Consider the following 22,543-nt stretch of genomic DNA (forward strand, 5'->3'; position numbering starts at 1 on the left):
CACCTCTAATCCTTCTTAAACATAGCTCTTAGCTGTGGAGTAGATAACACTAATGTAATAAGGAACATAATTACACCTACTGCAGAAGCAATACCAAGCTGATTATACTTGAATGCATTATTATATAAGTAATACATAAGTGTCGTAGAGGCGTTGTTTGGACCCCCACCTGTTAATAGCTGTATTACGACAAATATTTTGAGTACAGCAATAATGTTCATAATAATAATGTAAATCGTTGTTGGTTTTACCATTGGTATAATAATCTTGAATATTATTTTCATTCGGCTTGCACCATCTACTTCTGCTGCTTCAAATAGTTCCTTTTGTACACCAATCATAGAGGCAATATAAAGAATGATTGCCTGCCCTACATTTGTTGCAAAGGTCACGAAAATAATTACTGGCAGTACCCAATGTGTATCTCCTAAAAAATTGACTGAGGTTTCCATTTTCCTCGCTATAAATGGTATAAGTCCGTTTGCAGGATTTAGCAAAAAACTCCAAATCATACTCATAACAACCATCGAAACCATGACCGGAATATAATATGCTCCTTGTATGAAGGACACATATTTTGCATTTTTATCAAAAACAGTAGAGGCAACAAACAGAGCGAAAATTACTGTTAATGCTACAATGAATACAACAAAAATAATTGTGTTGATTGTAGATTGCACGAAAACAGGATCGCTAAATAATTTTCGATAGTTTTCAAACCCAACAAATATTTCATTCTGATAGTTAATCTTAAATAAACTTAAGCGAATCCCTTCAATGATAGGGTAAACTAAAAATACTAAAAAAAGTAATATTTGCGGTCCAATAAACAAGTATCCTGTCATATTTTCTTTAAAAGATTTTTTATTGATTTTCATCGGTATCATTTACCTTTCTACAATTTAAGCCCCCAAGATAAAGGGGCTTAAATTGTTGTAAAGTTATATACGCGCAGAGCTATTTATTATAAATTACAGAGTCTACTTTTGATTCCTCTATAACTTTATTACCTTTTGTTTGGTAATCTTTCACAGCCTCATCTGCCGTTTTACCACCAGTATATAAAGCTTGTAATTCTGGATATAAAACTTGTCTTAATTGGCTGTATCCAGGTACATTTCCAGTGAAATTAAACATGTATGGATCATTAGCAGAATACGCCTCGAAGTAAGGTTTTTCTGATTTAAACTCATCAGCAACAGTTGTTCTAACTGGTACACCATTTTTAGATGCCTTTACAAGTTCAGGATCAGTTGAAATAAATTTCACGAAATCCTTACTAATTTTAATTCTTGTTTCGTCTTTTGTATCAAAAACGGCTGCACCTGTTACATAAGTGAAGGTTAATGGGTCCCCACCCTCAGAAGGAATATTAGCCAGTCTTATATCAAACTTAGGCGCTTTTCCACTTTCCATATCAGCCTTTGCATTATTGAATAAAATTGCGTTTGTAAAACTAATTGCAAGCTGTTGATTTTGGAACATTGCGTTCACATCGTTTGAAGAAACGGATTCCGCACCTGGGTTTGTTAAGCCCTCATCATAAATTTTCTTTAACCAATTAGCAGCCTTCACACCATTTGCGTCATCAATGATTACATTTCCATTGTTATCAAAGAACTGATTGCCAAACATTCTTAAATAAGCAAGATTCCAAGTATCACCTTGATTATTTAGCGCGTATAATCCCATTGGATACGCATTTGAATATTTATCTTTAGGTAAATCCGTTTTTAACTTGTTTAGAATTTTTTCATAGTCAGCTAGAGTCCAAGTTTTGATTTCATGCTCTCCACCAATGTACTCATCTAGTCCAGCTGCTTTAAACATATCTGCGTTGTAAGTTAAAGTACCTGGGTTATGAGAGTAAGGGAAGAAGTAAACATCATCACCAAATGTCACGCTATCCCAATAACCTTGCGCAATATCTTTTTTTGATTCGTCATCAACAATATCATTTAACGGTACTAAAGCACCTCTATGAGCATAGTCACCCATAGCAAACACACTTTCAAAAAATACATCAGGAGGTGTTCCACCATTAAGGCTTACGTTTAATAGCTCATCACGTTGATCTCCTGCAATAACTTCTACATTAACCTTTACTTTGTGATCCTTATACTCAGCAGCAAATCGCTCCCCTGCATGTTTGAAAAAGCTATCATAATCAGCTCCATCTTCAGAAGAATCCAAAACACCTTTCCACTGTGGAGTTAACCAAACTTTTAATTCTACCTCATCAGAAGAACTAGATTTAGAACTATCTGTAGAATTACTTGTACAACCAGCTAGCACTGAGAGTACAAACAAAATTGCTATTGCGGTTGCTAGATAACGCCTTTTAAACATAAACTACTCCCCCTTAATAATTTAATTTATAAATGAAAATTACCTTTATGAAAGACAAGCCAAGTAATAAGCTTGTGACCTTCCTCCTAATGTGAAACAACTTCCGCTTTGCTTTAAGAAATTCAAAACTTTGAATCGCTTTTTAGCTACTCTTTGTACTTTAATATTGTTTGATCGATTAACGCTTTAATGCCTGCTACTTTATTTAAATCCTCACCAGATACTGGCTCTAATGGGCCCCTTACGCTGCCAATAGTAACCCCGTTTAATTTTAAAACTTCTTTAATCGTTGAATACATGGAACCATTTAATGAACATAAAGCAACGATAATATCATTAATATCATGCTGAATTTTTCTCGCATTTGCGAAATCCCCGTTTGATACAAATTCCTCTGCCTTGATAAACAGTTCCGGCATCGCGCCATATGTTCCACCAATCCCACTATCTGCACCAATTACTCTGCCTGAAACATATTGTTCATCAGGTCCATTAAATACAATAAAATCTTCACCTGCAGTTGACTTAAATCTTTCAATATCCATAACTGGCATCGAAGAATTTTTTACACCTATCACTTTCTTATTCTCTAATAACTTCTTAAATAGATTGATTGAAAGATCAAATCCCGTTGTTTGAGGGATATTGTAAATAATAAATGGCATATTCGTTGCATCCATAATTTCAGTCCAGTATTTATAAACTGAACTTTCTGAAAATTTAAAGTAAATTGGTGGAATAGCCGAGACAGCATCATAGCCTAATTCCTCAGCATATTTTGCTAAAATAACACTATCCCTTGTCGATGGTGCCCCAACATGAGCAATTAACGTGAGCTTCCCTTTTACATGTTCTGCTACATATTTTAGTGTTGCTTTTCTTTCTTCAAGGTTGTGATAAATACATTCCCCTGAACTTCCACCTACATAAAGCCCGTTAACGCCTTTGTTGAATAAATAGTCGCAAAGTTCTTTTGTTCGGTTCTCAGATATTTCTCCTAAATCATCATAACAAGCATAAAAAGCAGGAATGATACCTTTATATTTTTCTAAATTCAACTTTGAACACCACCTAATTAATTTTAATAAAACCTTATGTGACCTAACATCACGAAAAATATTACAAAACTTCGTAAGCAAACCATGACCTTAATTTAAAACACCAACCTGTTAACGCTTACAATTAATATTATAACAATTCAAAATAAAATGTAAATAATTTTCTTTATTTTTTTATTTTTTGGAGAAAAATTTCACCTTTTTTATGCATAAAAAAGAATTACCCTATAAATGCTACTTTAAATAACTTAATACAGTTGTTATGTAGCGCTTCTCGTCATAATAATTAAATAATGATTAGCGATATTGTTTTACAGTAAGGATGAAAATTGTTTACAATCAGTCTAAAAAGGAGAAACAAATGCTTGAAAAACTAGAAAATCTTTTTCAAACAGCTTTTACGACTACATATAATGCTCAAGATAGTAATCGATATTGGTTCCAAACAGAAGATGGTAGGAAATTTGGAATCGTCAAAACTGCCCTTTCCAATTCAGAACACAATCTATTAAAAACTTTATTCCTTCCCGTTGAGAATCTTACTATCGAACAAAATAATTCGAATATTCAGCAGAAGTGGTATGATTTTTTATTTAATGATGCAAAAGAGGTACCGTTTTTACAAGATGTAAAAATATTACGTTTTTTTTATTTCTATCTGAAACAACCAATCGATGATTTTAACAGCTTTAAAGAAGCGATTACTGGTGGATTTCAGCAACCAATCATTTTAATGATCAATGATATACAAGGTATGATAATAGACGAAAAGCCACAAGTAGTTTTCGATCAAGAGTCGTTTAATCAACTAAGTGACACATTAACTAGTGATTTTTTTGTTAAAATTTATAGTTATATCGGTCAACTACATCAAGCAAATCATTTATTGAAAGAAAAATTTGACCATGAATTCCAATGCTTTAACACAATTCATCGTTATGCAAATCGTGAAAAGACGATTACATTTTACGAAGCTTTACCATTATTAATGATTCATTCACCATCATTCGTAAAAAAAGATATACTGTCCGATCTTTTTGTAGAAAGTATAGAAGGGCAAGAAATGCTTCATACTATTCAAGTTTTTTTGCAATGTAATTTAAATGCTTCTTTAACAGCAAAAAAGCTCTATATCCATCGCAATAGCCTGCAGTATCGATTGGACAAATTTATAGAAAACACTGGAATAGATATTCGGTCCTTCGCAAACGCGGCTTTTGTTTCCCTTGCTATGATACTTTTGAAATCAGAAAATTATCAATAGTTGTACAATGTGCCCAAACATGTTTTGTGTAATGTATACGTATACATTTTACATATTTTTCTCTTATACTCTAAAAAACACTTACATAAGGGAGATGACGATATTGGCTGAATTAAAATTACAACATATTTTTAAAATTTATGACAAAAATGTCACAGCAGTAAAGGATTTCAATCTTTATATTGAAGATAAGGAATTTATTGTTTTCGTAGGACCCTCAGGTTGTGGTAAATCTACTACATTACGTATGGTTGCAGGTCTAGAGGAAATCTCACAAGGAGATTTAATCATTGATGGTAAACGAATGAATGATGTAGCGCCTAAAGATCGCGATATCGCCATGGTCTTCCAAAACTATGCTCTTTACCCACATATGAGCGTATATGAAAATATGGCATTTGGATTAAAACTTCGCAAATTACCAAAAGATGAAATTTCGCGTCGTGTAAATGAAGCTGCTCGCATCTTGGGCCTTGAAGAATACTTAAATCGTAAACCGAAAGCCCTTTCCGGTGGCCAACGTCAACGTGTTGCATTAGGTCGTGCCATTGTTCGTGACGCAAAAGTATTCTTAATGGACGAACCGTTATCGAACTTAGATGCAAAGCTTCGCGTACAAATGCGAGCTGAAATTACAAAGCTTCATCAACGATTACAAACGACAACAATCTATGTTACACATGACCAAACAGAAGCGATGACGATGGCAACACGCCTCGTTGTAATGAAAGATGGAATTATTCAACAAGTAGGTGCGCCAAAAGAGGTATATGAGCAACCTAAAAATGTTTTTGTAGGTGGTTTTATCGGCTCACCAGCAATGAACTTCTTTACTGGTAATCTTATAGATGGCAAAATGCATATTGGTAATGCTTCAATTACGGTACCAAAAGAAAGAATGAAAGACCTACTTGAACAAGGCTACAATAATAAAGAAATTATTATGGGTATTCGTCCTGAAGATTTCCATGATGAACAAGCATTTATCGAATCTTCACCAGGCTCTAAAATCGATGTAACTATAGAAGTAGCTGAATTAATGGGCGCAGAAATTATGCTCTATTCACAAATCGAAGGTCATCAATTTATTGCACGTGTAGATTCCAATGCCACTGCTAAACCAGGCCAAGTATTGCCACTGGCATTGGATATGAATAAAGTACACTTCTTCGATAAAGAAACTGAAGATCGTATTATTCCAGGTAATAGTGGACAAAACAAAGGCAACGAAGGCACTGAAAAGCCTGTTGTTGTTGGCTAAGATGGTAGCGAAGTTGGTGACTCCTGTTCATAACAGCACACAATGAAAGGCGGAGGCACTCTGCACAATAGCGAGGGTTATGGCTTACTGTGCTGAGCGGAAAACACCGCCGCAGCGGACATCAACGGTATAGAAAAAGTGTTAGATTGATTCAATCAATCTAACACTTTTTGATTAGTTGCACTCAATATAAATTGATTCATATCCGGGTTTTTAATTTTTGAATTTTTTCAATTTCGTAGCTATATTTAGTCAAATCAAGTTCTTTTACAAGAACAGTAAAAAAGACTTCAGCACGATTTAAAAAGATACCTAATAGCATTTTTTGTTCAAATTCTAACACATGATCGTCGTTATCAAATAAAAATTGTACTTTTTTATTTTTTAATTGCTTTAATTGTATTTTAACTGGTTGATCAGGAAAATAACTTTTCCCAATGCCGTCCTCTAAGTAATCTTCAATCACATTGACAATATATCCCCATAGCTCAGGGAGATAGTCCCAATATCGAACACCTAAAATTTCTTTATTATAGCATTTAATCGATAACCCACCATCAAGTCTAAGAAGACCGTCTTCTTCTATATATTTATTTTGAGTGTTATTGATAAAAGAAACAAATTCATGCCAATTATCGTTTATGCTTATCGTATATTTATCAGGATTGTTGACTGCATCTTCCAAATCGTCGATAATTCTTTTTACAACGAATTCATTAATTGTTACTACTTCCATCATATATTCACCTCACATTAGTTTTTTGGATATAGTTGTCTAATATGCCCATCTTTAATCCCTAGTACGTATTTAACACCATCTACTTGTCCCTCTACTCTGAACATACCATTTGTTCCTTTTTTGGCTAATATCGTATTATTTTGTTTAGCTATATTTAAAGCAATACTTTTTACATCATCTACACTTAAATTTGGATTATAAAACGATTGATTTCCCCTTATTGACCCATCCCAATATTTCGGGTGATGTCGAGTTAACATATGTTCCATATCTGATTTAGTTAATCTAAAAGTATGACTTCCTGCTCTAAACGTTGCAGTTTCAAAATTAGTCAAAGCATTTGAAACTTTAGATTTAGATGCTTTTTTAAACACCTTAGAACCCCATCTAATTACATATTTCCCTCCACTTAATACAAGCCTTGCCACGAGTGGCAAAAATCGAGGTTTATTTCCATTAGATAAAATTTCTTCATTTACTTCTATAGGGATATTGTGCCATTCTACTTCTTCTATCAATGAAACTTCTACATTATCCCAATCTATTTCTTCTAGACTATCGAATATTTCTGGTGCTTCAAATATAGATATTGAATTTTCTTCTTCTTCAATATCTACCCAATTTAAATTATCAACTTCAGTTGCTTGTGCACAACCTGGAGTATTACATTTTTTGTTAATCAGGCAATATCATAGAATTGGTATACCATTTATTTCTTAACGATCTTGATGGAATACATTTAGCAACCTTCAACCCAAGACTTTAAGGCATCTTCAAAACTAAAATATTTATAAATAAAATTAAATACAATAAGATAGGGATTAATAAGAAATCCTTAAATACATATACTAATAAATTTCCTTCTATAAAAGGGCCATTACCCTCAAATACTTTTATTACTTCAAGAATATTAATATATGCTGATAGAAGTTGATGGTTTGAAAACAATGATTGGTTGGCTATATGTGATTTGAAAATACTTAACTCATTCAATAGGCGAAGAATCAATAAATCAAGCATTTTTATTAAGTAAATACAATTCTATTTTTTTAGAAAATTATAATTATAAATTATTGCGCAAATTTTATCCTATGTCATTAATATAGTCAATAAATAAAATATGTATCTCTTTAAAAATCTATATAAAAAACCCATATTTTAGAAATAATTAAAATTCTCTTTCTCCTTTCAGAAATTTTTATATTATAATAATTGAATAATATACGCTTTACAGTTGCTGGATTATTTTGTAGGCTATCCATAATAGCACCAGAAAAAATGCTACAAGAACAAACAAACCGTATTCTCCATAAAATAATAAGAGGTGATTGTATGACGGACAAAGTAACTGCTTTTAAACAGGCTTTAGGTAATTATCCAACAGGTGTCACAGTTGTCACAGCTTACAGCGATATTAATGAACCGATTGGCTTAACGGTCAATTCTTTTGCATCTGTTTCCATAGATCCGCTCCTTATCCTATGGTCATTGGACAAAAAATCGCAGCTTCATCCACTTTTTAGTAATACGGACAAATTTGCGGTAAATATTTTAGCGAACGATCAAACACAATTATGTACGGTATTTTCTAGTAAAATCTCTGACCGATTTGCGCAAGTCAAATGGTCTACTTCTGTACACGGTTTGCCAATATTGCATGATACGTTAGCTACGCTTCAATGCAAAACATTTAATAAAATTGATGCGGGCGACCATACCATTTTCATTGGTCATGTTTTGGAAATTGATAATGCAAAAAAAGAACCATTACTTTATCATCGTAGGCATATTGGTCAAATCCCAACGAGCTTTTACGAATAAAATAAAAAGTAGGCATTTCAAATTTTTTTGAGATGCCTACTTTTCTTGTTCGTAAGTTAAAAATATTTAGAACAAACTGCCCTTGCGTTCAATATTGGAACATGAACCAAGTTCATTGATGTTGCACATTAACTCAGGACACCATGTGGCGACAATAAGCCTAAAATTAGGTCGCGAGTTAATTTCTCTGCTTCTTTTAAAGCTTCACTTTTTCTGAGGAAATCTTTGTTTTTCAAGTCGATTAATTTGTACAATAACTCCATCTTGAATTGTAATTTGCACTTCACCAAATTCTAAATTTTGAATAGCCTTCGCAATAACTTCTAATTTCTTATCATCAATCTTAGACAGTTGAGACATACGATACACCCCTTCTTTTTTTCATACTTTTGTGTATAAAAGAGATCCATGCATCAAGACGATTTGATGCCTCCCCTTATCTCTCAGACTTTGCTGGAGTTGGCACCTATTAACTCGGTTGCCGAGACTTCATTATGCCTAATTCCTCCACACCTCTCGCGATAAGAGTTTACGTTTCTTGGAAATAATTCTATAATTCAGAAAACCTATTGTCAATATAAATATTATAAAACCTAGTTGAATACTATGCAATAGAGAAAAAAGGTACATTTTTATAGCTCTAAATTTTCTTGAAATCCAATCTTAAGATCTTGAAAGCATTAGTATGAATGTTCAAAACATAAAAAAAGCTGTGCAGAATTATATATTCCACACAGCCGCTCTTTATACGTTTTGTAAGTATTCCATTAACACTTTTGCAGTTTCTTGTTTACCAATGACTTTAATAGGTTGTCCTTGTGCAGGTACAATCCAATGTGGCTCTTGTCCGCCATATAAAGATTGTGAACTATTGGCAACCATCAACTGTGCATTGGCAGTTCCCATACGAAGACGTGCACGGGACAGTAAAAATTCCTCATCTTCTGTTGCCTCTAGCTTAAAACCTACTAACGTGACATTTGGTTGCCAACCCTTTATTTTGCCTAACACTTTTGGTGCTTTTTTAAAGTGAATAACAGGGGGCTCGTCAGATGGCATCTTCCCTGCACCTTCCATTAGATTCCCCGATTGATCGTATACTTTATCAATGACCCAATCTGAACCTGCAGCTGCCATAATAACGATGTCTACTTGTTCATTTTGTACAGCATAGCGAACCTTATCACCTAAATCTTCAATACCTTCAAAGCGTACTGTACGCATTTTATCTTGATTAATCGGCAGTTGCGCAAAATAGCCATGCATATAGATGACGTTCGCACCTGCCGCCAGAGCTGCTTCAGCCAAATAACAGCCCATTGACCCCTTCGATAAATTCGTATGCCCTCGCACACGATCCCATTTTTCAAGTGTTCCCCCACTTGTAATGAGTACGGTTTTTCCTTGTAATGTCCCCACTCACACTCACCTTTTCTTTTCAAACTATCATTTTTAAAAAATAACTAATTGATAAGCAATCTACATGTTCTATTTTAACGTAAAAAGCTTAAATAACCTATTTCTTATTTTGATCTTTTAGCCACACACTTAAAATTTCCGCAAACTTTTTAGTGACCGGTGAGGCTTGATGTTTCATGGCTAGCCCTATCGTACGATAACCACCTTGCTTTAGTGGGATAGCCCTTAATGAGGATGGTAATCGGTTAATCACTAATCGAGGTAAAATAGTAATGCCTAAATGGTGTGAAATCATCGAAATAATCCCAACCTCCTCCGATAGCTCAAATCGAATATTTGGTTTAACATGGTACTCTTCTAAAATTACTTTTACATCATTAGTTCCCCGATACGATGTCATTATAAAAGGCATGTCTTCTAGTTCAGCAATATCAATTTCTGAACGATTATAGAGAGAGCTTTGATTGGAGACTATACATAAAAGTGGGTCTTGGACCAATTCGATAAATTGAAATTGCTCCGATTTTTGACCATTAAGGAAGCCAGCGTCTACTTCACCACTTTGTAGCCACTGTTCGATTTCATAATAGTCCCCTTCACGTAACTCTACTTGTATACCTGGAAACTGATTGTCCATAATACGGATAATTTCTGGCATCCAGTTGGAAGAAATACTAGAAATAACACCTATTCGCAATTTCCCTCGCGTTACACCAAGAATATGGGCAGCTTCTTGTTGTAATAATTCGTCCGCATCGAGAACATTTCGCATAGCCCGAAGCATTGTTTGTCCCTCGCTCGTTAATGTCACTCCTGTTCGACTTCGATGAATAAGGGCAAATCCACATTCTTTCTCTAAGCTGGAAACAGCATGACTAACTGCCGATTGGGTTAACCCAAGGGCGTCTGCAGCTTTCGTAAAGCTAGAAACTTCTGCCACTTTATTTAAAATCTCATATTTGACTAAACTCATTCACATTCCCTCATATATACATGAATTTTTTTAATACTAATCATTATAAACATTCGTTTTACTAATCACAATACAAGATATATAGTAAATTTTAGTATGAAACTGTTTTAGTACACAGAGATAGAAGGTGCATAATGAGTAATCAAGGGAAAGCAAATTTATTAATGGTCATAGTTACAATGTTTTGGGGATTGTCTTATACGTTTATGGTAATGGGACTTGAAACATTAGCTGTATTTAATGTGGTAGCATTACGCTGTATCATCGCATTTTTGGCAGCAGGCATTATTTTTTATAAGCGTATGATAAAGGTCAATTTCAAAACATTGAAATACGCAGCTATTCAAGGTTTGCTGTTATTCATTGTGTTTGCACTTAGCTTATTTGGATTAGAGACAACTTCTGTGTCAAATGCAGGATTTATTTTAAGCCTTACAGTAGTCTTAGTGCCCATTTTCAGTAGCTTTATCGAGAAAAAGTTGCCATCAAAAGCAGTAAGTTTTGCAATTATTTGCACGATGATTGGTATTACAGTATTAACTGTTCAACATTCATTTACATTTCAAATGGGCGATATATTAGTTGCAATCGCGGCATTATGTTATTCGATTTATTTACTGTTAAACGGTCATTTTACACGTAGCGTAGAATCGATTTCCTATGGTATTTATCAGCTCGGTTTTGCTGGAATTTATGCGCTTGTTTTAACACTACTTTTTGAAGCACCTACACTTCCGAATTCAACTACTTCATGGATTGCGATTTTAGGTCTTGGTATTATCTGTAGCGCGTTTTGCTTCGTTGGCCAAACTGTTGCACAACAGTATACTTCTGCTACACATACAGGACTAATATTCTCATTAGAACCTATTTTCGCAGCGATGTTTGCGATGATGTTCATTGGCGAAGGACTAACGGTAAAATTACTTATCGGTGGAAGCTTCATTTTAATTGGTAATCTTGTCGCTCAATTAGAGCAACTTCATATTCTTCGATTTATGCGAAAACATGAACAAGAAAAAGTGATGCATTAATTATACAAAGACCCTGAAAAATTTACATTTGTAAAATTCTCAGGGTCTTTTTCTGATTATCTAAGCTTTGACGCACACTGTTATAAAAACAGTAAAAAGTGAAATGGAGTGCATACCATTTCACTTTTTGCTTGTTTTCAAGCTAGTTAAATTCTAGCCACTTTACCTTTATAAATATCTTCTCATTTGTTCAGCTTCATTCATTTGCTCTTCAGCTTTTAGTCGCTCTTCGCGTTGTGCTGGTGTCTCATCAACGATAGATTCAGGTGGTGTTACATGTGTATCAAATGGATCAAGTGGAGCGCGATTTGAATCTGCGGCAAGTGTAGACGTTGTAGGATTTACATCATCATGCTCCGCGTATAATACGATGGCTCCTTCTTCAACCAGTTGAGCGTAATAAGCTGTTTGACCCTCTGTAAGATCAAATCGTTTTAAACCTTCTGTGACAGCTGTCTCACCTGTAAACCATGATTTAATTTGGTCAAGCCAATTACCTGCCTCATGTGTTTTCACATCACCATTTGATTTAACATCTTTAATTTCATCTGATTCTCTAGAAATAATATGAATTTCATCTGCGTTATAACCTTCCATGCGCATACATTTTAAAATATGAAACATCTCTTCTCTCGTATGTGCAACTTCAATTTTTGGGTTTTGTTCATTCATCATGTTCAATTCCTCCTAATTTTGTAAGGCTTACTATGTATGTACCCTGTCACTTTCACAAAAAACCCTTTTTATGCATCCTTTATATAACTGTAATATTTGTCATATCATATTGTTTTCTGTTGCGTTTTTGTCATATTCTATTAATCGCTATAAAAAACACTTGGAGCTATTAACTTTACTCCAAGTGCCAATGTTAATTATGCATATTTTTTATCAAGAAAGGCTTTCAACATCCAAGTATGTTTCTCAAGGGATAAGTACATCCCATTTAATAAATCTTCAGTACGGTCATCCCCTTCCTCTGCCGCTAGCTGCATAGCATGATTAATAGCTTGCATTAGTTTTTCAAAATCTGAAACAGTCGTTGCTACCATTTCATCAGCAGTTTCTTTACCTGTTGCTTCTTCCACATATGATAGCTCGAGATATTCTTTTAACGTAGCAACTGGCTCTCCACCTTTTGACAGTATACGCTCTGCTGTATCATCGAAGTTAATTGTAATTTCATTATATAATTCTTCAAATTTAGCATGGAGTGTAAAAAAGGCATTACCTGTTACATACCAATGATAGTTATGTAGTTTCGTATACAGTACTGACCAAGTTGCTACTAGTTTATTCAATTCCTTGTTTAAATCTTGTGGCATAATTACCCCTCCAAATTATAGTTTTTTTTAGGTTTTTAGTATGCAACAACAAGACGCACCCTGTCAAGTAGACACAATAAATAAAATAAAAAATAATTAGTGAAATAAAAATTCTCTTTTCTTAGAACCTTTAACAGTAAATATATTCCACTTTGTGCACATTATTGTACAATGGAATAAAAACAATCCAACATAGGAGACTTTATGAAAATTACATTAAACGAATTGGCATATCATGATATGGAAAATTTATATGCATTTGAACTTGAAAACCGAGCATATTTTGAAAAAATGGTACCTAGTCGTGGCGAGGATTATTATGATTTTACTATTTTTAAAAAGAAAAACATTTTGCTACTTGACGAACAAGCGCAAAAGCTATCCTATTTCTATTTAATTAAAAATGAACTCGGACATATCGTTGGACGTATCAATTTAACAGATATCGTTAAAGATCAACAGCTAGGTCATATCGGTTATAGAGTTGGGGAAAAACATATTGGTCAAGGCATTGCAAATATTGCGTTACAGTTGTTATTAGCGAACGTCAGCAATCAAGGCCTAACACAAATTGCGGCGAAAACAACAACAAATAATATAGCCTCACAAAAGGTATTAGAGAAAAATGGCTTTACCTACACTGGCACAAGTGATGAGGCATTTGAAATAAATGGGCAAAACTTAAAATTTGTTTATTATAAATGGAGTGATTTAGAGGCAGCACCTAACGAGTTTTCTTTCTGAAATAGATTTAATTTTAATATCTAATAAATAAAATGTATTGTTAAACTAGTAAACTACCTATCAATTTTATTTGATTGGTGGTTACTGTTTTATGTTTCTATTGACTTAATAAATTATTCAAAATCGAATTTATCTAACCATTGACACTATACGGAATATGTTTAATAAACTTCCCTAATTCAATATTAAAATAACTTTCAATATCTCCTTTAAGCTTTTTCTCTAAATCTAAATAAACGTTAGATTTTGCCCAAATGGATTTTCCCGAGCTTTGTTAAAAAAAGGGATCATAGAAATGATCGATCCTTCTTCATATTCATCATACTCTACTGAATAATAATGGAAATTCAACCTCCCATTTTCTTTAAGTTTTTCTTTCCACACATACAAAGACTTATAAAATTCAAAAAAAGCTAGTTCTTCTTCAAAATATAACGCTTCATTTATTTTAATTTTAAAGATAGCCTCTACTCCCAAGATTAACGAAACATTTCCCTTATCTTTATTAGAAATAGCATCTGATTCACTTAAAAATTCATATTCAAATTTTATTTTACTGGAAATGCTGTCCATATATTACCATCATATCCTATCACTATTCTTATTTTTGTTTCACCTTTTGTACCTATTTTTTTATTAAGATTTACATCAAACTTAAATGATAATTTAGCCTAACCGCTTTATAATTATTTTACTTTTAAAAGTCAATAAATTTCGATAATTCTTTTTATTTTTATAAAATATGAGCTACATCTAAACTTTGAAAGCGTATTTTTAAACATTCATCCTCTGGAAAATAAAAATACTCAAAACGCTAGAATACTAGCATTTTGAGCTTTAAATGATGCAAGTTTTATTGGCATTAACCTTAATCATAAATTTCCCACTGTGTCTACTCATCATCTAATATATTTTCCTTAGACCTTTTCAAGGCAGACTTCATTTGACTTTCACTACTCACTGAGTGTAAGTTTACTTGCTTCATCAATCGCAAAATCCGTTTATGATTAAATTGTTTATTAAATTTCTGGTTCATATGCTGCTGCATTTTGCGATAGCCATAGTTTTTTGCACATACTTCATTTAGGTTGTGTAGTTCTTTTACAATTTCCTCATTTTCCTGTTGTCTTATCGTTGGTACACGCGTTGACCATTTATAATATGATGAGCGTGATATTCCCGCGAATTCGCAGAGGAGAGAAATAGAGAACTTATTATGAAGATGTAATGCTTGTATTGCCATATATTTATCTATGACATTATCCGCCTCCCCTCGAGCTCCTCTAGCTTTTTTAACAAGGCATTTTCTGTACGTAGTCGCTCGTTCTCACGTTCAAGCTGTTGCATATCTATCTTCAATTGTTCTTCCATTGTTCGTTCATGTTCAACTTTATTTCGTCCACGATTATCTTGCAGCGATGTTTCATCACTAGCATCATATTTTTTAACCCATTGGTAAACTTGTTGGTATGTTACTTGGTAGATGTCTGCTGTTAGCTGATAATTGTTGTCGTTTTTTAAACAATATTTAACGATTTGTATTCGTTCATTCAAGTCCGTTTTTCTTCCCTTTGGCATCAGTTGGGTTGTCCTTTCAGCATATCCGTCATTTTTATACTATTATAATTGTTAATGCAATAAACGAGAACAGATTATGAATGTAAATTTAAAAATCCCCCTTCGTTAATTGGAGGGGGATTCGCTTACTCTGTTTTCTCTGTATTCAATTGTTCTGTTTCTTCCATGCTTTCTTCAGCCCTTAAGCGATTTTCCCGCTGCTGAGGTGTCTCGACGTTATCAATCGTATCAATAAATGGTTCTGGAGCCGTCATGCGAGGCTCAAGTGGATTATGGCGATATCGATTTTCCTCTTGGTCGATAGCTATTTGTAACGGACCATCCGTATCTGCCTTCTCAGCAAATATAACAATCGAACCATGCTCTACAAGCTGTGCATAATAGGCTGTTTGCCCATCAGTTAAATGAAAACGCTTAATACCTTCCTTTATCGCCGATTCACCTGTAAACCATGATTTAAATTGATCTACCCAATTACCTGCCTCATGTGTATTCACATCGGTTTCCCATTTAATGTCTTCAAATGGTGTAGAGTCTTTGGCAATAATATGAATATCATTTGTTTGATAGCCTTGACTATGCATATTTGTTAATATTGCTAGCATTTCCTCTTTCGAGTGTGCCACTTCAATATGTGGATTTTGTTCAATCATGCTGTTTATGTCCTCCTAATTTTTATGGCCCACTCAAGACACGTTCGTATCAGAGGAATTGCCTTTACCTTTTTCTTCATAATTGCTTAGTGTAATCGTTTCATTACTACTCGTTAAGATATGCCTTTAACATCCAAGCATGTTTTTCAAGTGACTGATACATCGCATTTAGTAAGTCTTCTGTACGATCGTCTCCCTCTTCAGCCGCCAACTCCATTGCGGAATTTAAAGCTTTCATGAGCGTTTGAAAATCTGAAATCGTTGTTGCGACCATTTCTTCTGTCGTTTCTTTACCTGTTGCTTCTTCAATATAAGAAAGCTCAAGATGTTCTTTTAATGTGGCAACCGGTTTGCCATCCTTTGAAAGAATACGCTCTGCAATTTCATCTAAATTTAATGTTGTTTCATTATATAACTCTTCAAATTTTGCATGGAGTGTAAAAAATGAGCTACCCGTTACATACCAATGGTAGTTATGCAATTTTGTATACAGTACAGACCATGTTGCTACCAGCTTGTTCAATTGTTTGTTTAAATTTTGTGTCATAATATCTCCTCCAATAATTCATATACTAGCCTTTAGTATGCGTTATATTGTGTATTGGCTATACCTCATATTTTCCCTACTGACACATTTTCAAACATCTAATTACATAGTTAACAATTAATTATTTATAGTTAATGTTTTTTTTGACAAAAAATAAGCTATTAATATTGTAAACTTCTTTCTATAATTATTTCACTTTTCGAAATAGTTTCGTTATAATGGTATCACTTACGTTAAAAGGGGTGTTCTTACATGGAAGTATTACCATTACGAAAAGATGTCGCAGTAGAGGAAACGTGGAATTTACAAGATTTACTTGAAAATGATGCTGATTTCGAACCTGCTTTAGCTCAGTTTGTAGAGGATGCAGTAAAATTCGAAAGCACATACAAAGGTACAATTACTGATGCTCAAAAAGTAATTGATGTACTTACGGCTTATGAGTCATTACAAGTAGGCATTGTCCCGATTGGAACATTTGCAAGCTTAAATATCCAGGCTGATCGTACGGATGAAGTTGCCCAAATGCGTGCAGCGAAATTTGGTACCGCAGTTGGTAAAATTAGCAGCTCAATCGCATTTGTAAACAGTGAATTGCTTGCATTGGATAAAGCCATTTTAGAGGAAGCTGCAACAAAAAGCCCGCTATATCAGCGCTATATTACAGAGCTATTAAAGCAAAAGCCTCATCAATTACATCCAGAAGTAGAAAAAACGCTCGCTGCATTAAGCTCTACGTTTGAAGCACCATATGAAATCTATAACACGACAAAGCTCGTGGATATGCATTTTGGAGAATTTGAAGCAAATGGTAAGAAGCATCCGCTAAGCTACGTATTATTCGAAAATGACTGGGAGCTTGAAACCGATACAGCTATTCGCCATGCAGCTTTTAATGCATTTTCTAACAAACTTCGTGAGTATCAGCATACAACGGCAAAAGTGTATAACACACATATTCAGCAAGAAAAAACAATTTCTGATTTACGGGGCTTCGAATCTGTCATTGACTATTTATTGTTTGACCAAGATGTAGATCGCTCTCTATATAATCGTCAAATTGACCTTATTACGAAAGAGCTTGCACCACATATGCGTCGTTATGCAAAACTTGTGCAAAAAGCGCATGGATTAGAAGAAATGACGTTTGCTGATTTAAAAATAGCGCTTGATCCGAGCTATGATCCAAAATTAACAATGGCAGAAGCAAAAGAGTATGTTGAAAAATCATTAGCTGTTATGGGTAAAGATTATGAGCAAATGATTGAAAGAGCGTTCAACGAGCGCTGGATTGACTACGCACCAAATAAGGGTAAATCTACCGGTGCATTTTGTTCAAGCCCGTACGGCAGTCATCCATACATTTTAATGTCATGGAATGAACGCATGAACGAAGTATTTACGCTTATCCATGAGCTTGGTCACGCAGGCCATTTTGTTAATTCGCATGGACATCAATCTTATTTAAATAGTCGCCCTTCTCTATACTTTATTGAGGCACCGTCTACAATGAATGAAATGCTTCTAGCAAACTATTTACTGACACATAATGACGATAAACGCTTCAAACGTTGGGTCATTTCAAACATCGTATCGAAAACGTATTATCATAACTTCGTTACACATTTATTAGAAGCAGCATATCAGCGTAAAGTATATGAATTAGTGGACGCAGGTGAATCTGTTAATGCGACTGTGTTAAACCAATTAAAACGTACAGTTTTAGAAGAGTTCTGGGGAGACACTGTCAACATCACAGAAGGTGCAGAACTTACGTGGATGCGTCAGCCTCATTATTATATGGGCTTATACCCATACACATATAGTGCTGGCTTAACGATTTCTACACAAGTATCGCAGCGTATTTTAAAAGAAGGTAATACAGCAGTAGACGAATGGCTAACTGTCCTTCAAGCGGGTGGCACAAAATCACCTGTAGAGCTTGCACAAATGGCAGGTGTAGATGTGACGACTGATCAACCACTTCGTGATACGATTGCTTACATTGGTCATTTAATCGATGAACTTGAAAGCCTAACAGAAGAGATTGAAGCTTAATAGAATCTATCCCTTTTTTTAACTTTTTAACGTTGCCACCTACGTACTCTTCTAGAGCGTAGGTGGTTTTCATTTTTTAGTTCTAAGCGAGAAAACATTTACATATACTAGAATCAGGGCTCGCCCTATTAACTTTTTTGATATTTCAAAATAGATAATCATTTTTCTTCGTACAAAAGTACCGTTATTATTAAGAGTACGCAATTTATTTAGCAAAAATCGACTAACAATTTTCAAAGGAAGTGTTTCTAATTATGGTAAAACGTAATGATCCATGCCCATGCGGTAGCGGCAAAAAATACAAAAAATGTTGTGAAGGTAAACAGCAAGTTACAGTAGAGGCTGTAGCAATCGAAGAACTGGAGCGTGTACTACAAACATTTTATCTAGAATATCCAGAACGCAAAGATGTTCGTGCATATATCGAGCATGTTGGCACATGGCAGCCTAAATTAGAGAGCGTACTTCAACGTGAGCTTATTGAAGCAATTGCTTTAGACGATTTCTTCTTCCATCAAGAGCCATCTATTTGGAAAGGTTACTTAAAGAAAACGAAGAAAAAAACGGTTAGACCTTCTACTTTAAAAGTGCTAGAAGGCTGGTCACAACCAACATTATTCATCGGTACAGTAACAGTTGTAGAGGAAAAATATTTCAAAGCTAGTCATGTCCTATCTAATGAAGATATTTATATTCGTCGCGAAAATGATAAGCCAATTCCTGAGGGAATGCATGTCTTTGCGTTCATCTTACCAGATGGCACAAAGCAAGAAGCGCATTATTTAGCGGTGTCTACTCTTATATTCTTCCCACAAGACCATGAAAAGGTATTTGTGAAGTTAAAAGAAAACTTTGAGGCTTCTAAGAAAAAGGTTCAACCATTCTTAAAAGAAGATCATCTTTCATTCTGGGAGCTACTTGTATCTAATGGCTACAAGGGTGAAGAATTTACAAGCTTCGAAAACGGTGTTATTGCGCAAGTGAAGGAATTCCTTGAGCAAAATGAGCGTGAAACAGCACCAATGCTTGAATTATTAGAGGACTACTTAATCGAAGGACAACCATCTGCACGTAAAGAAGCGGCAATCGCAGCGGGTGCCATTCGCTACGGTCAAGAAAAGGAGCTATTTGAATCGCTATCTTTAACAGTCAAAGAAATTGCAGCGACTTTCGATATTTCTCCTTCCTCTTTAACAAAATACTATCAAGATTTAAGTCAATACGCTTCAACTAAATAATAAAAAGAGAAAAAGTGTTAGATTGATTGCAGTCAATCTAACACTTTTTCTTTTTTTAATGCTACCGCTTGCTGCGTTTCCGAGCTTTATCGGCGATTTACTTAGTTCTATCGGCGATTTCTGCTTGTTTACCGGCGATTCATAGACTTCTATCGGCGATTTTACATTCGCCACCTTTGCTCCTGTTTCTAAAACACCATATGCTTATAAATAGAAAAAAGCTACGTATGTTATCTGCATAGCAGAACACAAGGTAGCTTTTTCTATGGTAACCAACCAATATTATTATTTCCGAACATATTGTTATTTATGCATGCAAGAAAGGAAATATGATTAATTACGTGCATAAATATTTCTTTTTAAGTATTTTTGTGAGATTCCACATCTATTGGCTCTTATTTGCTATAAACTTTCATTAGCTCTTCACCAAGAAATTGCAGTCGCTCCCCTACTGTACATTCCTCAATACAAAAACGATGGGCTTCTGGTTTCCCACGTTCTTTACGTAGTTGCTTAATGACTAAGCAATCAGCACAGTACATATCATGTAGTTCATCAATGTCTTTCATAACCGTCACTTTATCCATTAAGAACGTTCGCCCCTTTCACGTCCAAATTTCATGTCTTTCTATTATGAAGCGAACGTTGTGTTCAAGCAACTATTTTGTTCATCCTTATTTAACAAAAATTGTTTGGTCTAATTTGAAGGTTGTCAAACAGCACGATTGCTGTAAAATAAAATGGAAGTCTAAACGCAAAGTAGGGATTTTCATGTTAGAGGTCTATATAGATGCGGCAAGTGCAGGTAATCCAGGTCCTAGCGGCATTGGCATTTTTATTAAAGGAGAAGGTCATCACGTACAAATTAGTGAATATATCGGACAGACAAATAATCATATTGCAGAATTCACCGCGTTAGTACGCGGTCTAGAGGAAGCACAAAAGCTTGGTACAAGTATTATCTCCGTCCGCTCCGATTCAAAGGTTGTCGTGGCATCTATAGAAAAAGAATATGTAAAAAACGAAGAGTTTAAACCTTTTCTTGAGCAAGCATTAAAACTGGCAAGCAATTTTGATTTATTTTTCATCAAATGGATCCCAGATGGACAAAATAAAGCAGCAGACGCACTGGCACGTAAGGCAATTCTTAAGGAAAAAAATTAAAATAATAGTGGGACTGCTTAATCAGTCCCCTGTTCGCTTAATTTTAACTCATTGTACGTTTCTAAAAGCCCTCTATATGAACTTTCTTCCGAGAACCATAGTTTTTCATTGTTACAAAACTCCACAAATCTAAAAAATTCCTTTTTCAGCTCTTTTTTAAATGGTTCAATCGGCACAAGAAAGCACTGGTAACGATCAAGTTGAATTTCATAATACCGACCATTTTCTTGAATTGTCGTATCGATATAAGGATAATTATCCAAAAAAATTATATGATGATTGCTTCCATCATATCTACTCTCTAAAAGATAACTAAAAGTACTCCACGTATCTAACAAACATTCCGTTAATTGCTCTTCTCCAAAAATAACCACATTATTATAAATTATCCTGACAAAGCCACATAAGTAATCGCCCTCGTTTTCTTCTAAAATGTTCTGTGCCTTTTCTACTGCTAATGGATTCGTAATAGGAATAGCTTCAGTTATTACTTCTGGAAAATTGCTATAATATTGTCGACCAATGATTGTATTTATTTTTAGCGCATTCATAAAAGCACCCCACTTCCATGATGAGTCTTCTGTTATGAGTAATGCCAATATAGATATATTGTAAGGACAGCTCAATAAAGTAATTCATCATATGTTTCTAATAGTGCTCGATATAAACTATCTTCGGCGAACAGTAGTTTTTCATTTTTACAAAACTCCACAAATTTAAAAAATTCCTTCTTTACTTCTCTTTTAAATAACTCTATAGGAACTAGAAAGCGCTGGTATTTATCCAATTGAATTTCATAGAACTGACCATTTTCTTGAATTGTAGTATCCGTATAGGGATAATTATCTAAAAAGCTAATCTGATGACTTCTACCATCATAGTGAGTATCAAAAATATAGATTAAATCACACCACGTATCTAATAAATCTTCAGTTAATTGCTCTTCCCCAAAAATCACCACATCATTATAAATCAAAGAAACAAAGCCACATAAGTAGTCACCCTCATTTTCTTCTAAAATAGTCTGCGCCTTTTCAACTGCTAATGGATTAGAAATATGAAAACTTTCAATTACTAAATCTGGAAAAGCATTTATATCTTCTTCTCCTATAAATGTTTCTATTTTTAGTTTATTCATACAAAGCACCACACTTTTTTGAAAATGAGTCTCATGTTAAAAACCTTATATTATGGGAACTGCTCTTTGGAAATAAGTAGTTCCTTTTCCCCCAAGTTTCATTTACCTTTATCATAAAGTAATTCGTTATATGTTTTTAAATGACTTTTATATAAACTTTCCTCCGAGAATAAAAAGTTGCCA

At 34.3% G+C, this 22,543-nt stretch carries 26 protein-coding genes, 1 pseudogene and 1 riboswitch; of the genes and pseudogenes, 8 read left to right on the forward strand and 19 right to left on the reverse strand.

Annotated elements, in window-relative coordinates:
- Positions 1 to 5 precede the first annotated feature (5 nt).
- The 3 genes from ACIP9C_RS01275 to ACIP9C_RS01285 all read right to left on the reverse strand — a co-directional run bounded on the left by ACIP9C_RS01275 (position 6) and on the right by ACIP9C_RS01285 (position 3,407).
- Entirely contained in the window at positions 6 to 887 is an 882-nt protein-coding gene (locus tag ACIP9C_RS01275; RefSeq protein ID WP_401007901.1) for a carbohydrate ABC transporter permease, read from the reverse strand.
- 70 nt (positions 888 to 957) lie between these two features.
- Positions 958 to 2,349, reverse strand: coding sequence for an ABC transporter substrate-binding protein (locus tag ACIP9C_RS01280; RefSeq protein WP_401007904.1), 1,392 nt, complete (start codon positions 2,347 to 2,349; stop codon positions 958 to 960).
- A gap of 146 nt (positions 2,350 to 2,495) precedes the next feature.
- Positions 2,496 to 3,407 (reverse strand): dihydrodipicolinate synthase family protein, encoded by a 912-nt coding sequence (locus ACIP9C_RS01285; protein ID WP_401007905.1) that lies wholly within the window; start codon positions 3,405 to 3,407, stop codon positions 2,496 to 2,498.
- A 361-nt stretch (positions 3,408 to 3,768) separates the two neighbouring features.
- Between ACIP9C_RS01285 and ACIP9C_RS01290 the strand changes: the two genes are divergently transcribed.
- Together ACIP9C_RS01290 and ACIP9C_RS01295 are read left to right on the forward strand one after the other, a co-directional pair.
- Positions 3,769 to 4,671, forward strand: a complete 903-nt coding sequence (locus ACIP9C_RS01290) for a PucR family transcriptional regulator (RefSeq protein ID WP_401007908.1) — start codon at positions 3,769 to 3,771, stop codon at positions 4,669 to 4,671.
- Between the two features lie 103 nt (positions 4,672 to 4,774).
- Positions 4,775 to 5,932: an ABC transporter ATP-binding protein gene (locus tag ACIP9C_RS01295; RefSeq protein ID WP_401007910.1), complete on the forward strand. Its 1,158-nt coding sequence runs from the start codon at positions 4,775 to 4,777 to the stop codon at positions 5,930 to 5,932.
- A 199-nt stretch (positions 5,933 to 6,131) separates the two neighbouring features.
- Here the strand turns inward: ACIP9C_RS01295 and ACIP9C_RS01300 are convergent, their stop codons facing one another.
- Both ACIP9C_RS01300 and ACIP9C_RS01305 read right to left on the reverse strand, forming a co-directional pair.
- Positions 6,132 to 6,671 carry a hypothetical protein gene (locus ACIP9C_RS01300; protein WP_401007911.1) on the reverse strand — a complete coding sequence of 180 codons (540 nt, stop codon included), beginning with the start codon at positions 6,669 to 6,671 and terminating at the stop codon, positions 6,132 to 6,134.
- 14 nt (positions 6,672 to 6,685) lie between these two features.
- Positions 6,686 to 7,189: a hypothetical protein gene (locus tag ACIP9C_RS01305; RefSeq protein WP_401007914.1), complete on the reverse strand. Its 504-nt coding sequence runs from the start codon at positions 7,187 to 7,189 to the stop codon at positions 6,686 to 6,688.
- Positions 7,190 to 8,003: 814 nt separating this feature from the next.
- On the opposite strand from ACIP9C_RS01305, the gene ACIP9C_RS01310 reads away from it, so the two are divergent.
- On the forward strand, positions 8,004 to 8,492 hold the full coding sequence (locus ACIP9C_RS01310) for a flavin reductase family protein (protein ID WP_401007916.1): 489 nt from the start codon (positions 8,004 to 8,006) through the stop codon (positions 8,490 to 8,492).
- Positions 8,493 to 8,696: 204 nt separating this feature from the next.
- Here ACIP9C_RS01310 and ACIP9C_RS01315 read toward each other — a convergent pair whose 3' ends face one another.
- The 3 genes from ACIP9C_RS01315 to ACIP9C_RS01325 form a co-directional block, all read right to left on the reverse strand.
- The gene (locus ACIP9C_RS01315) at positions 8,697 to 8,852 is read right to left on the reverse strand and encodes a YezD family protein (RefSeq protein WP_080653350.1); all 156 of its coding nucleotides are present in this window, start codon (positions 8,850 to 8,852) and stop codon (positions 8,697 to 8,699) included.
- Positions 8,853 to 8,925: 73 nt separating this feature from the next.
- Positions 8,926 to 9,020: riboswitch (SAM riboswitch) on the reverse strand.
- 216 nt (positions 9,021 to 9,236) lie between these two features.
- The gene (locus tag ACIP9C_RS01320) at positions 9,237 to 9,911 is read right to left on the reverse strand and encodes a phosphopantothenoylcysteine decarboxylase domain-containing protein (RefSeq protein WP_401007919.1); all 675 of its coding nucleotides are present in this window, start codon (positions 9,909 to 9,911) and stop codon (positions 9,237 to 9,239) included.
- Positions 9,912 to 10,008: 97 nt separating this feature from the next.
- The gene (locus ACIP9C_RS01325; RefSeq protein WP_401007920.1) at positions 10,009 to 10,884 is read right to left on the reverse strand and encodes a LysR family transcriptional regulator; all 876 of its coding nucleotides are present in this window, start codon (positions 10,882 to 10,884) and stop codon (positions 10,009 to 10,011) included.
- A gap of 134 nt (positions 10,885 to 11,018) precedes the next feature.
- Between ACIP9C_RS01325 and ACIP9C_RS01330 the strand changes: the two genes are divergently transcribed.
- Positions 11,019 to 11,918 (forward strand): DMT family transporter, encoded by a 900-nt coding sequence (locus tag ACIP9C_RS01330; RefSeq protein WP_401007922.1) that lies wholly within the window; start codon positions 11,019 to 11,021, stop codon positions 11,916 to 11,918.
- A gap of 168 nt (positions 11,919 to 12,086) precedes the next feature.
- Here ACIP9C_RS01330 and ACIP9C_RS01335 read toward each other — a convergent pair whose 3' ends face one another.
- Both ACIP9C_RS01335 and ACIP9C_RS01340 read right to left on the reverse strand, forming a co-directional pair.
- Positions 12,087 to 12,593, reverse strand: a complete 507-nt coding sequence (locus tag ACIP9C_RS01335; RefSeq protein WP_401007925.1) for a general stress protein — start codon at positions 12,591 to 12,593, stop codon at positions 12,087 to 12,089.
- 197 nt (positions 12,594 to 12,790) lie between these two features.
- Positions 12,791 to 13,240, reverse strand: coding sequence for a Dps family protein (locus ACIP9C_RS01340; protein WP_401007928.1), 450 nt, complete (start codon positions 13,238 to 13,240; stop codon positions 12,791 to 12,793).
- 204 nt (positions 13,241 to 13,444) lie between these two features.
- On the opposite strand from ACIP9C_RS01340, the gene ACIP9C_RS01345 reads away from it, so the two are divergent.
- On the forward strand, positions 13,445 to 13,984 hold the full coding sequence (locus ACIP9C_RS01345) for a GNAT family N-acetyltransferase (RefSeq protein WP_401007931.1): 540 nt from the start codon (positions 13,445 to 13,447) through the stop codon (positions 13,982 to 13,984).
- Between the two features lie 228 nt (positions 13,985 to 14,212).
- Here ACIP9C_RS01345 and ACIP9C_RS01350 read toward each other — a convergent pair whose 3' ends face one another.
- The 6 genes and pseudogenes from ACIP9C_RS01350 to ACIP9C_RS01370 all read right to left on the reverse strand — a co-directional run bounded on the left by ACIP9C_RS01350 (position 14,213) and on the right by ACIP9C_RS01370 (position 16,762).
- Positions 14,213 to 14,557: a DUF7878 domain-containing protein gene (locus ACIP9C_RS01350; RefSeq protein ID WP_401007933.1), complete on the reverse strand. Its 345-nt coding sequence runs from the start codon at positions 14,555 to 14,557 to the stop codon at positions 14,213 to 14,215.
- Positions 14,533 to 14,652, reverse strand: a pseudogene (locus ACIP9C_RS23115) (SAR2788 family putative toxin); the annotation flags it as partial. The pseudogene ACIP9C_RS23115 and the gene ACIP9C_RS01350, both read right to left, overlap by 25 nt.
- A 224-nt stretch (positions 14,653 to 14,876) precedes the next feature.
- Positions 14,877 to 15,227 (reverse strand): IS3 family transposase, encoded by a 351-nt coding sequence (locus ACIP9C_RS01355; RefSeq protein ID WP_401007935.1) that lies wholly within the window; start codon positions 15,225 to 15,227, stop codon positions 14,877 to 14,879.
- Positions 15,228 to 15,235: 8 nt separating this feature from the next.
- On the reverse strand, positions 15,236 to 15,538 hold the full coding sequence (locus ACIP9C_RS01360; protein ID WP_401007936.1) for a helix-turn-helix domain-containing protein: 303 nt from the start codon (positions 15,536 to 15,538) through the stop codon (positions 15,236 to 15,238).
- A 149-nt stretch (positions 15,539 to 15,687) separates the two neighbouring features.
- Positions 15,688 to 16,215, reverse strand: coding sequence for a general stress protein (locus tag ACIP9C_RS01365; RefSeq protein ID WP_401007938.1), 528 nt, complete (start codon positions 16,213 to 16,215; stop codon positions 15,688 to 15,690).
- A gap of 106 nt (positions 16,216 to 16,321) precedes the next feature.
- Positions 16,322 to 16,762, reverse strand: coding sequence for a Dps family protein (locus ACIP9C_RS01370; RefSeq protein WP_401007939.1), 441 nt, complete (start codon positions 16,760 to 16,762; stop codon positions 16,322 to 16,324).
- A 252-nt stretch (positions 16,763 to 17,014) separates the two neighbouring features.
- Here ACIP9C_RS01370 and pepF point away from each other — a divergent pair, with 252 nt between their 5' ends.
- Positions 17,015 to 18,820, forward strand: coding sequence for an oligoendopeptidase F (pepF, locus tag ACIP9C_RS01375; RefSeq protein ID WP_401007941.1), 1,806 nt, complete (start codon positions 17,015 to 17,017; stop codon positions 18,818 to 18,820).
- A 254-nt stretch (positions 18,821 to 19,074) separates the two neighbouring features.
- Positions 19,075 to 20,058, forward strand: a complete 984-nt coding sequence (locus ACIP9C_RS01380) for an SEC-C domain-containing protein (RefSeq protein WP_401007943.1) — start codon at positions 19,075 to 19,077, stop codon at positions 20,056 to 20,058.
- A gap of 395 nt (positions 20,059 to 20,453) precedes the next feature.
- On the opposite strand, the gene ACIP9C_RS01385 is transcribed toward ACIP9C_RS01380, so the two are convergent.
- Positions 20,454 to 20,645, reverse strand: coding sequence for a zinc-finger domain-containing protein (locus ACIP9C_RS01385; protein ID WP_172771035.1), 192 nt, complete (start codon positions 20,643 to 20,645; stop codon positions 20,454 to 20,456).
- Between the two features lie 184 nt (positions 20,646 to 20,829).
- Here ACIP9C_RS01385 and ACIP9C_RS01390 point away from each other — a divergent pair, with 184 nt between their 5' ends.
- Positions 20,830 to 21,222 carry a ribonuclease HI family protein gene (locus ACIP9C_RS01390; protein WP_401007945.1) on the forward strand — a complete coding sequence of 131 codons (393 nt, stop codon included), beginning with the start codon at positions 20,830 to 20,832 and terminating at the stop codon, positions 21,220 to 21,222.
- 17 nt (positions 21,223 to 21,239) lie between these two features.
- Here ACIP9C_RS01390 and ACIP9C_RS01395 read toward each other — a convergent pair whose 3' ends face one another.
- Together ACIP9C_RS01395 and ACIP9C_RS01400 are read right to left on the reverse strand one after the other, a co-directional pair.
- The gene (locus tag ACIP9C_RS01395; protein WP_401007947.1) at positions 21,240 to 21,773 is read right to left on the reverse strand and encodes a hypothetical protein; all 534 of its coding nucleotides are present in this window, start codon (positions 21,771 to 21,773) and stop codon (positions 21,240 to 21,242) included.
- A gap of 71 nt (positions 21,774 to 21,844) precedes the next feature.
- Entirely contained in the window at positions 21,845 to 22,360 is a 516-nt protein-coding gene (locus ACIP9C_RS01400) for a hypothetical protein (protein WP_401007948.1), read from the reverse strand.
- Between the last annotated feature and the right edge of the window lie 183 nt (positions 22,361 to 22,543).

The sequence above is a fragment of the Lysinibacillus sp. NPDC093210 genome, assembly GCF_044753985.1.
GTDB lineage: Bacteria > Bacillota > Bacilli > Bacillales_A > Planococcaceae > Lysinibacillus.

Bases quoted from the DNA above. Each gene is read 5' to 3' on its own strand.
- ACIP9C_RS01275 (WP_401007901.1), bottom strand. From the start codon at position 887: ATGATACCGATGAAAATCAATAAAAAATCTTTTAAAGAAAATATGACA.
- ACIP9C_RS01280 (WP_401007904.1), bottom strand. From the start codon at position 2,349: ATGTTTAAAAGGCGTTATCTAGCAACCGCAATAGCAATTTTGTTTGTA.
- ACIP9C_RS01290 (WP_401007908.1), top strand. From the start codon at position 3,769: ATGCTTGAAAAACTAGAAAATCTTTTTCAAACAGCTTTTACGACTACA.
- ACIP9C_RS01300 (WP_401007911.1), bottom strand. From the start codon at position 6,671: ATGATGGAAGTAGTAACAATTAATGAATTCGTTGTAAAAAGAATTATC.
- ACIP9C_RS01310 (WP_401007916.1), top strand. From the start codon at position 8,004: ATGACGGACAAAGTAACTGCTTTTAAACAGGCTTTAGGTAATTATCCA.
- ACIP9C_RS01315 (WP_080653350.1), bottom strand. From the start codon at position 8,852: ATGTCTCAACTGTCTAAGATTGATGATAAGAAATTAGAAGTTATTGCG.
- ACIP9C_RS01325 (WP_401007920.1), bottom strand. From the start codon at position 10,884: ATGAGTTTAGTCAAATATGAGATTTTAAATAAAGTGGCAGAAGTTTCT.
- ACIP9C_RS01330 (WP_401007922.1), top strand. From the start codon at position 11,019: ATGAGTAATCAAGGGAAAGCAAATTTATTAATGGTCATAGTTACAATG.
- ACIP9C_RS01335 (WP_401007925.1), bottom strand. From the start codon at position 12,593: ATGATGAATGAACAAAACCCAAAAATTGAAGTTGCACATACGAGAGAA.
- ACIP9C_RS01340 (WP_401007928.1), bottom strand. From the start codon at position 13,240: ATGCCACAAGATTTAAACAAGGAATTGAATAAACTAGTAGCAACTTGG.
- ACIP9C_RS01345 (WP_401007931.1), top strand. From the start codon at position 13,445: ATGAAAATTACATTAAACGAATTGGCATATCATGATATGGAAAATTTA.
- ACIP9C_RS01350 (WP_401007933.1), bottom strand. From the start codon at position 14,557: ATGGACAGCATTTCCAGTAAAATAAAATTTGAATATGAATTTTTAAGT.
- ACIP9C_RS01355 (WP_401007935.1), bottom strand. From the start codon at position 15,227: ATGGCAATACAAGCATTACATCTTCATAATAAGTTCTCTATTTCTCTC.
- ACIP9C_RS01365 (WP_401007938.1), bottom strand. From the start codon at position 16,215: ATGATTGAACAAAATCCACATATTGAAGTGGCACACTCGAAAGAGGAA.
- ACIP9C_RS01370 (WP_401007939.1), bottom strand. From the start codon at position 16,762: ATGACACAAAATTTAAACAAACAATTGAACAAGCTGGTAGCAACATGG.
- pepF (WP_401007941.1), top strand. From the start codon at position 17,015: ATGGAAGTATTACCATTACGAAAAGATGTCGCAGTAGAGGAAACGTGG.
- ACIP9C_RS01380 (WP_401007943.1), top strand. From the start codon at position 19,075: ATGGTAAAACGTAATGATCCATGCCCATGCGGTAGCGGCAAAAAATAC.
- ACIP9C_RS01385 (WP_172771035.1), bottom strand. From the start codon at position 20,645: ATGGATAAAGTGACGGTTATGAAAGACATTGATGAACTACATGATATG.
- ACIP9C_RS01390 (WP_401007945.1), top strand. From the start codon at position 20,830: ATGTTAGAGGTCTATATAGATGCGGCAAGTGCAGGTAATCCAGGTCCT.
- ACIP9C_RS01395 (WP_401007947.1), bottom strand. From the start codon at position 21,773: ATGAATGCGCTAAAAATAAATACAATCATTGGTCGACAATATTATAGC.
- ACIP9C_RS01400 (WP_401007948.1), bottom strand. From the start codon at position 22,360: ATGAATAAACTAAAAATAGAAACATTTATAGGAGAAGAAGATATAAAT.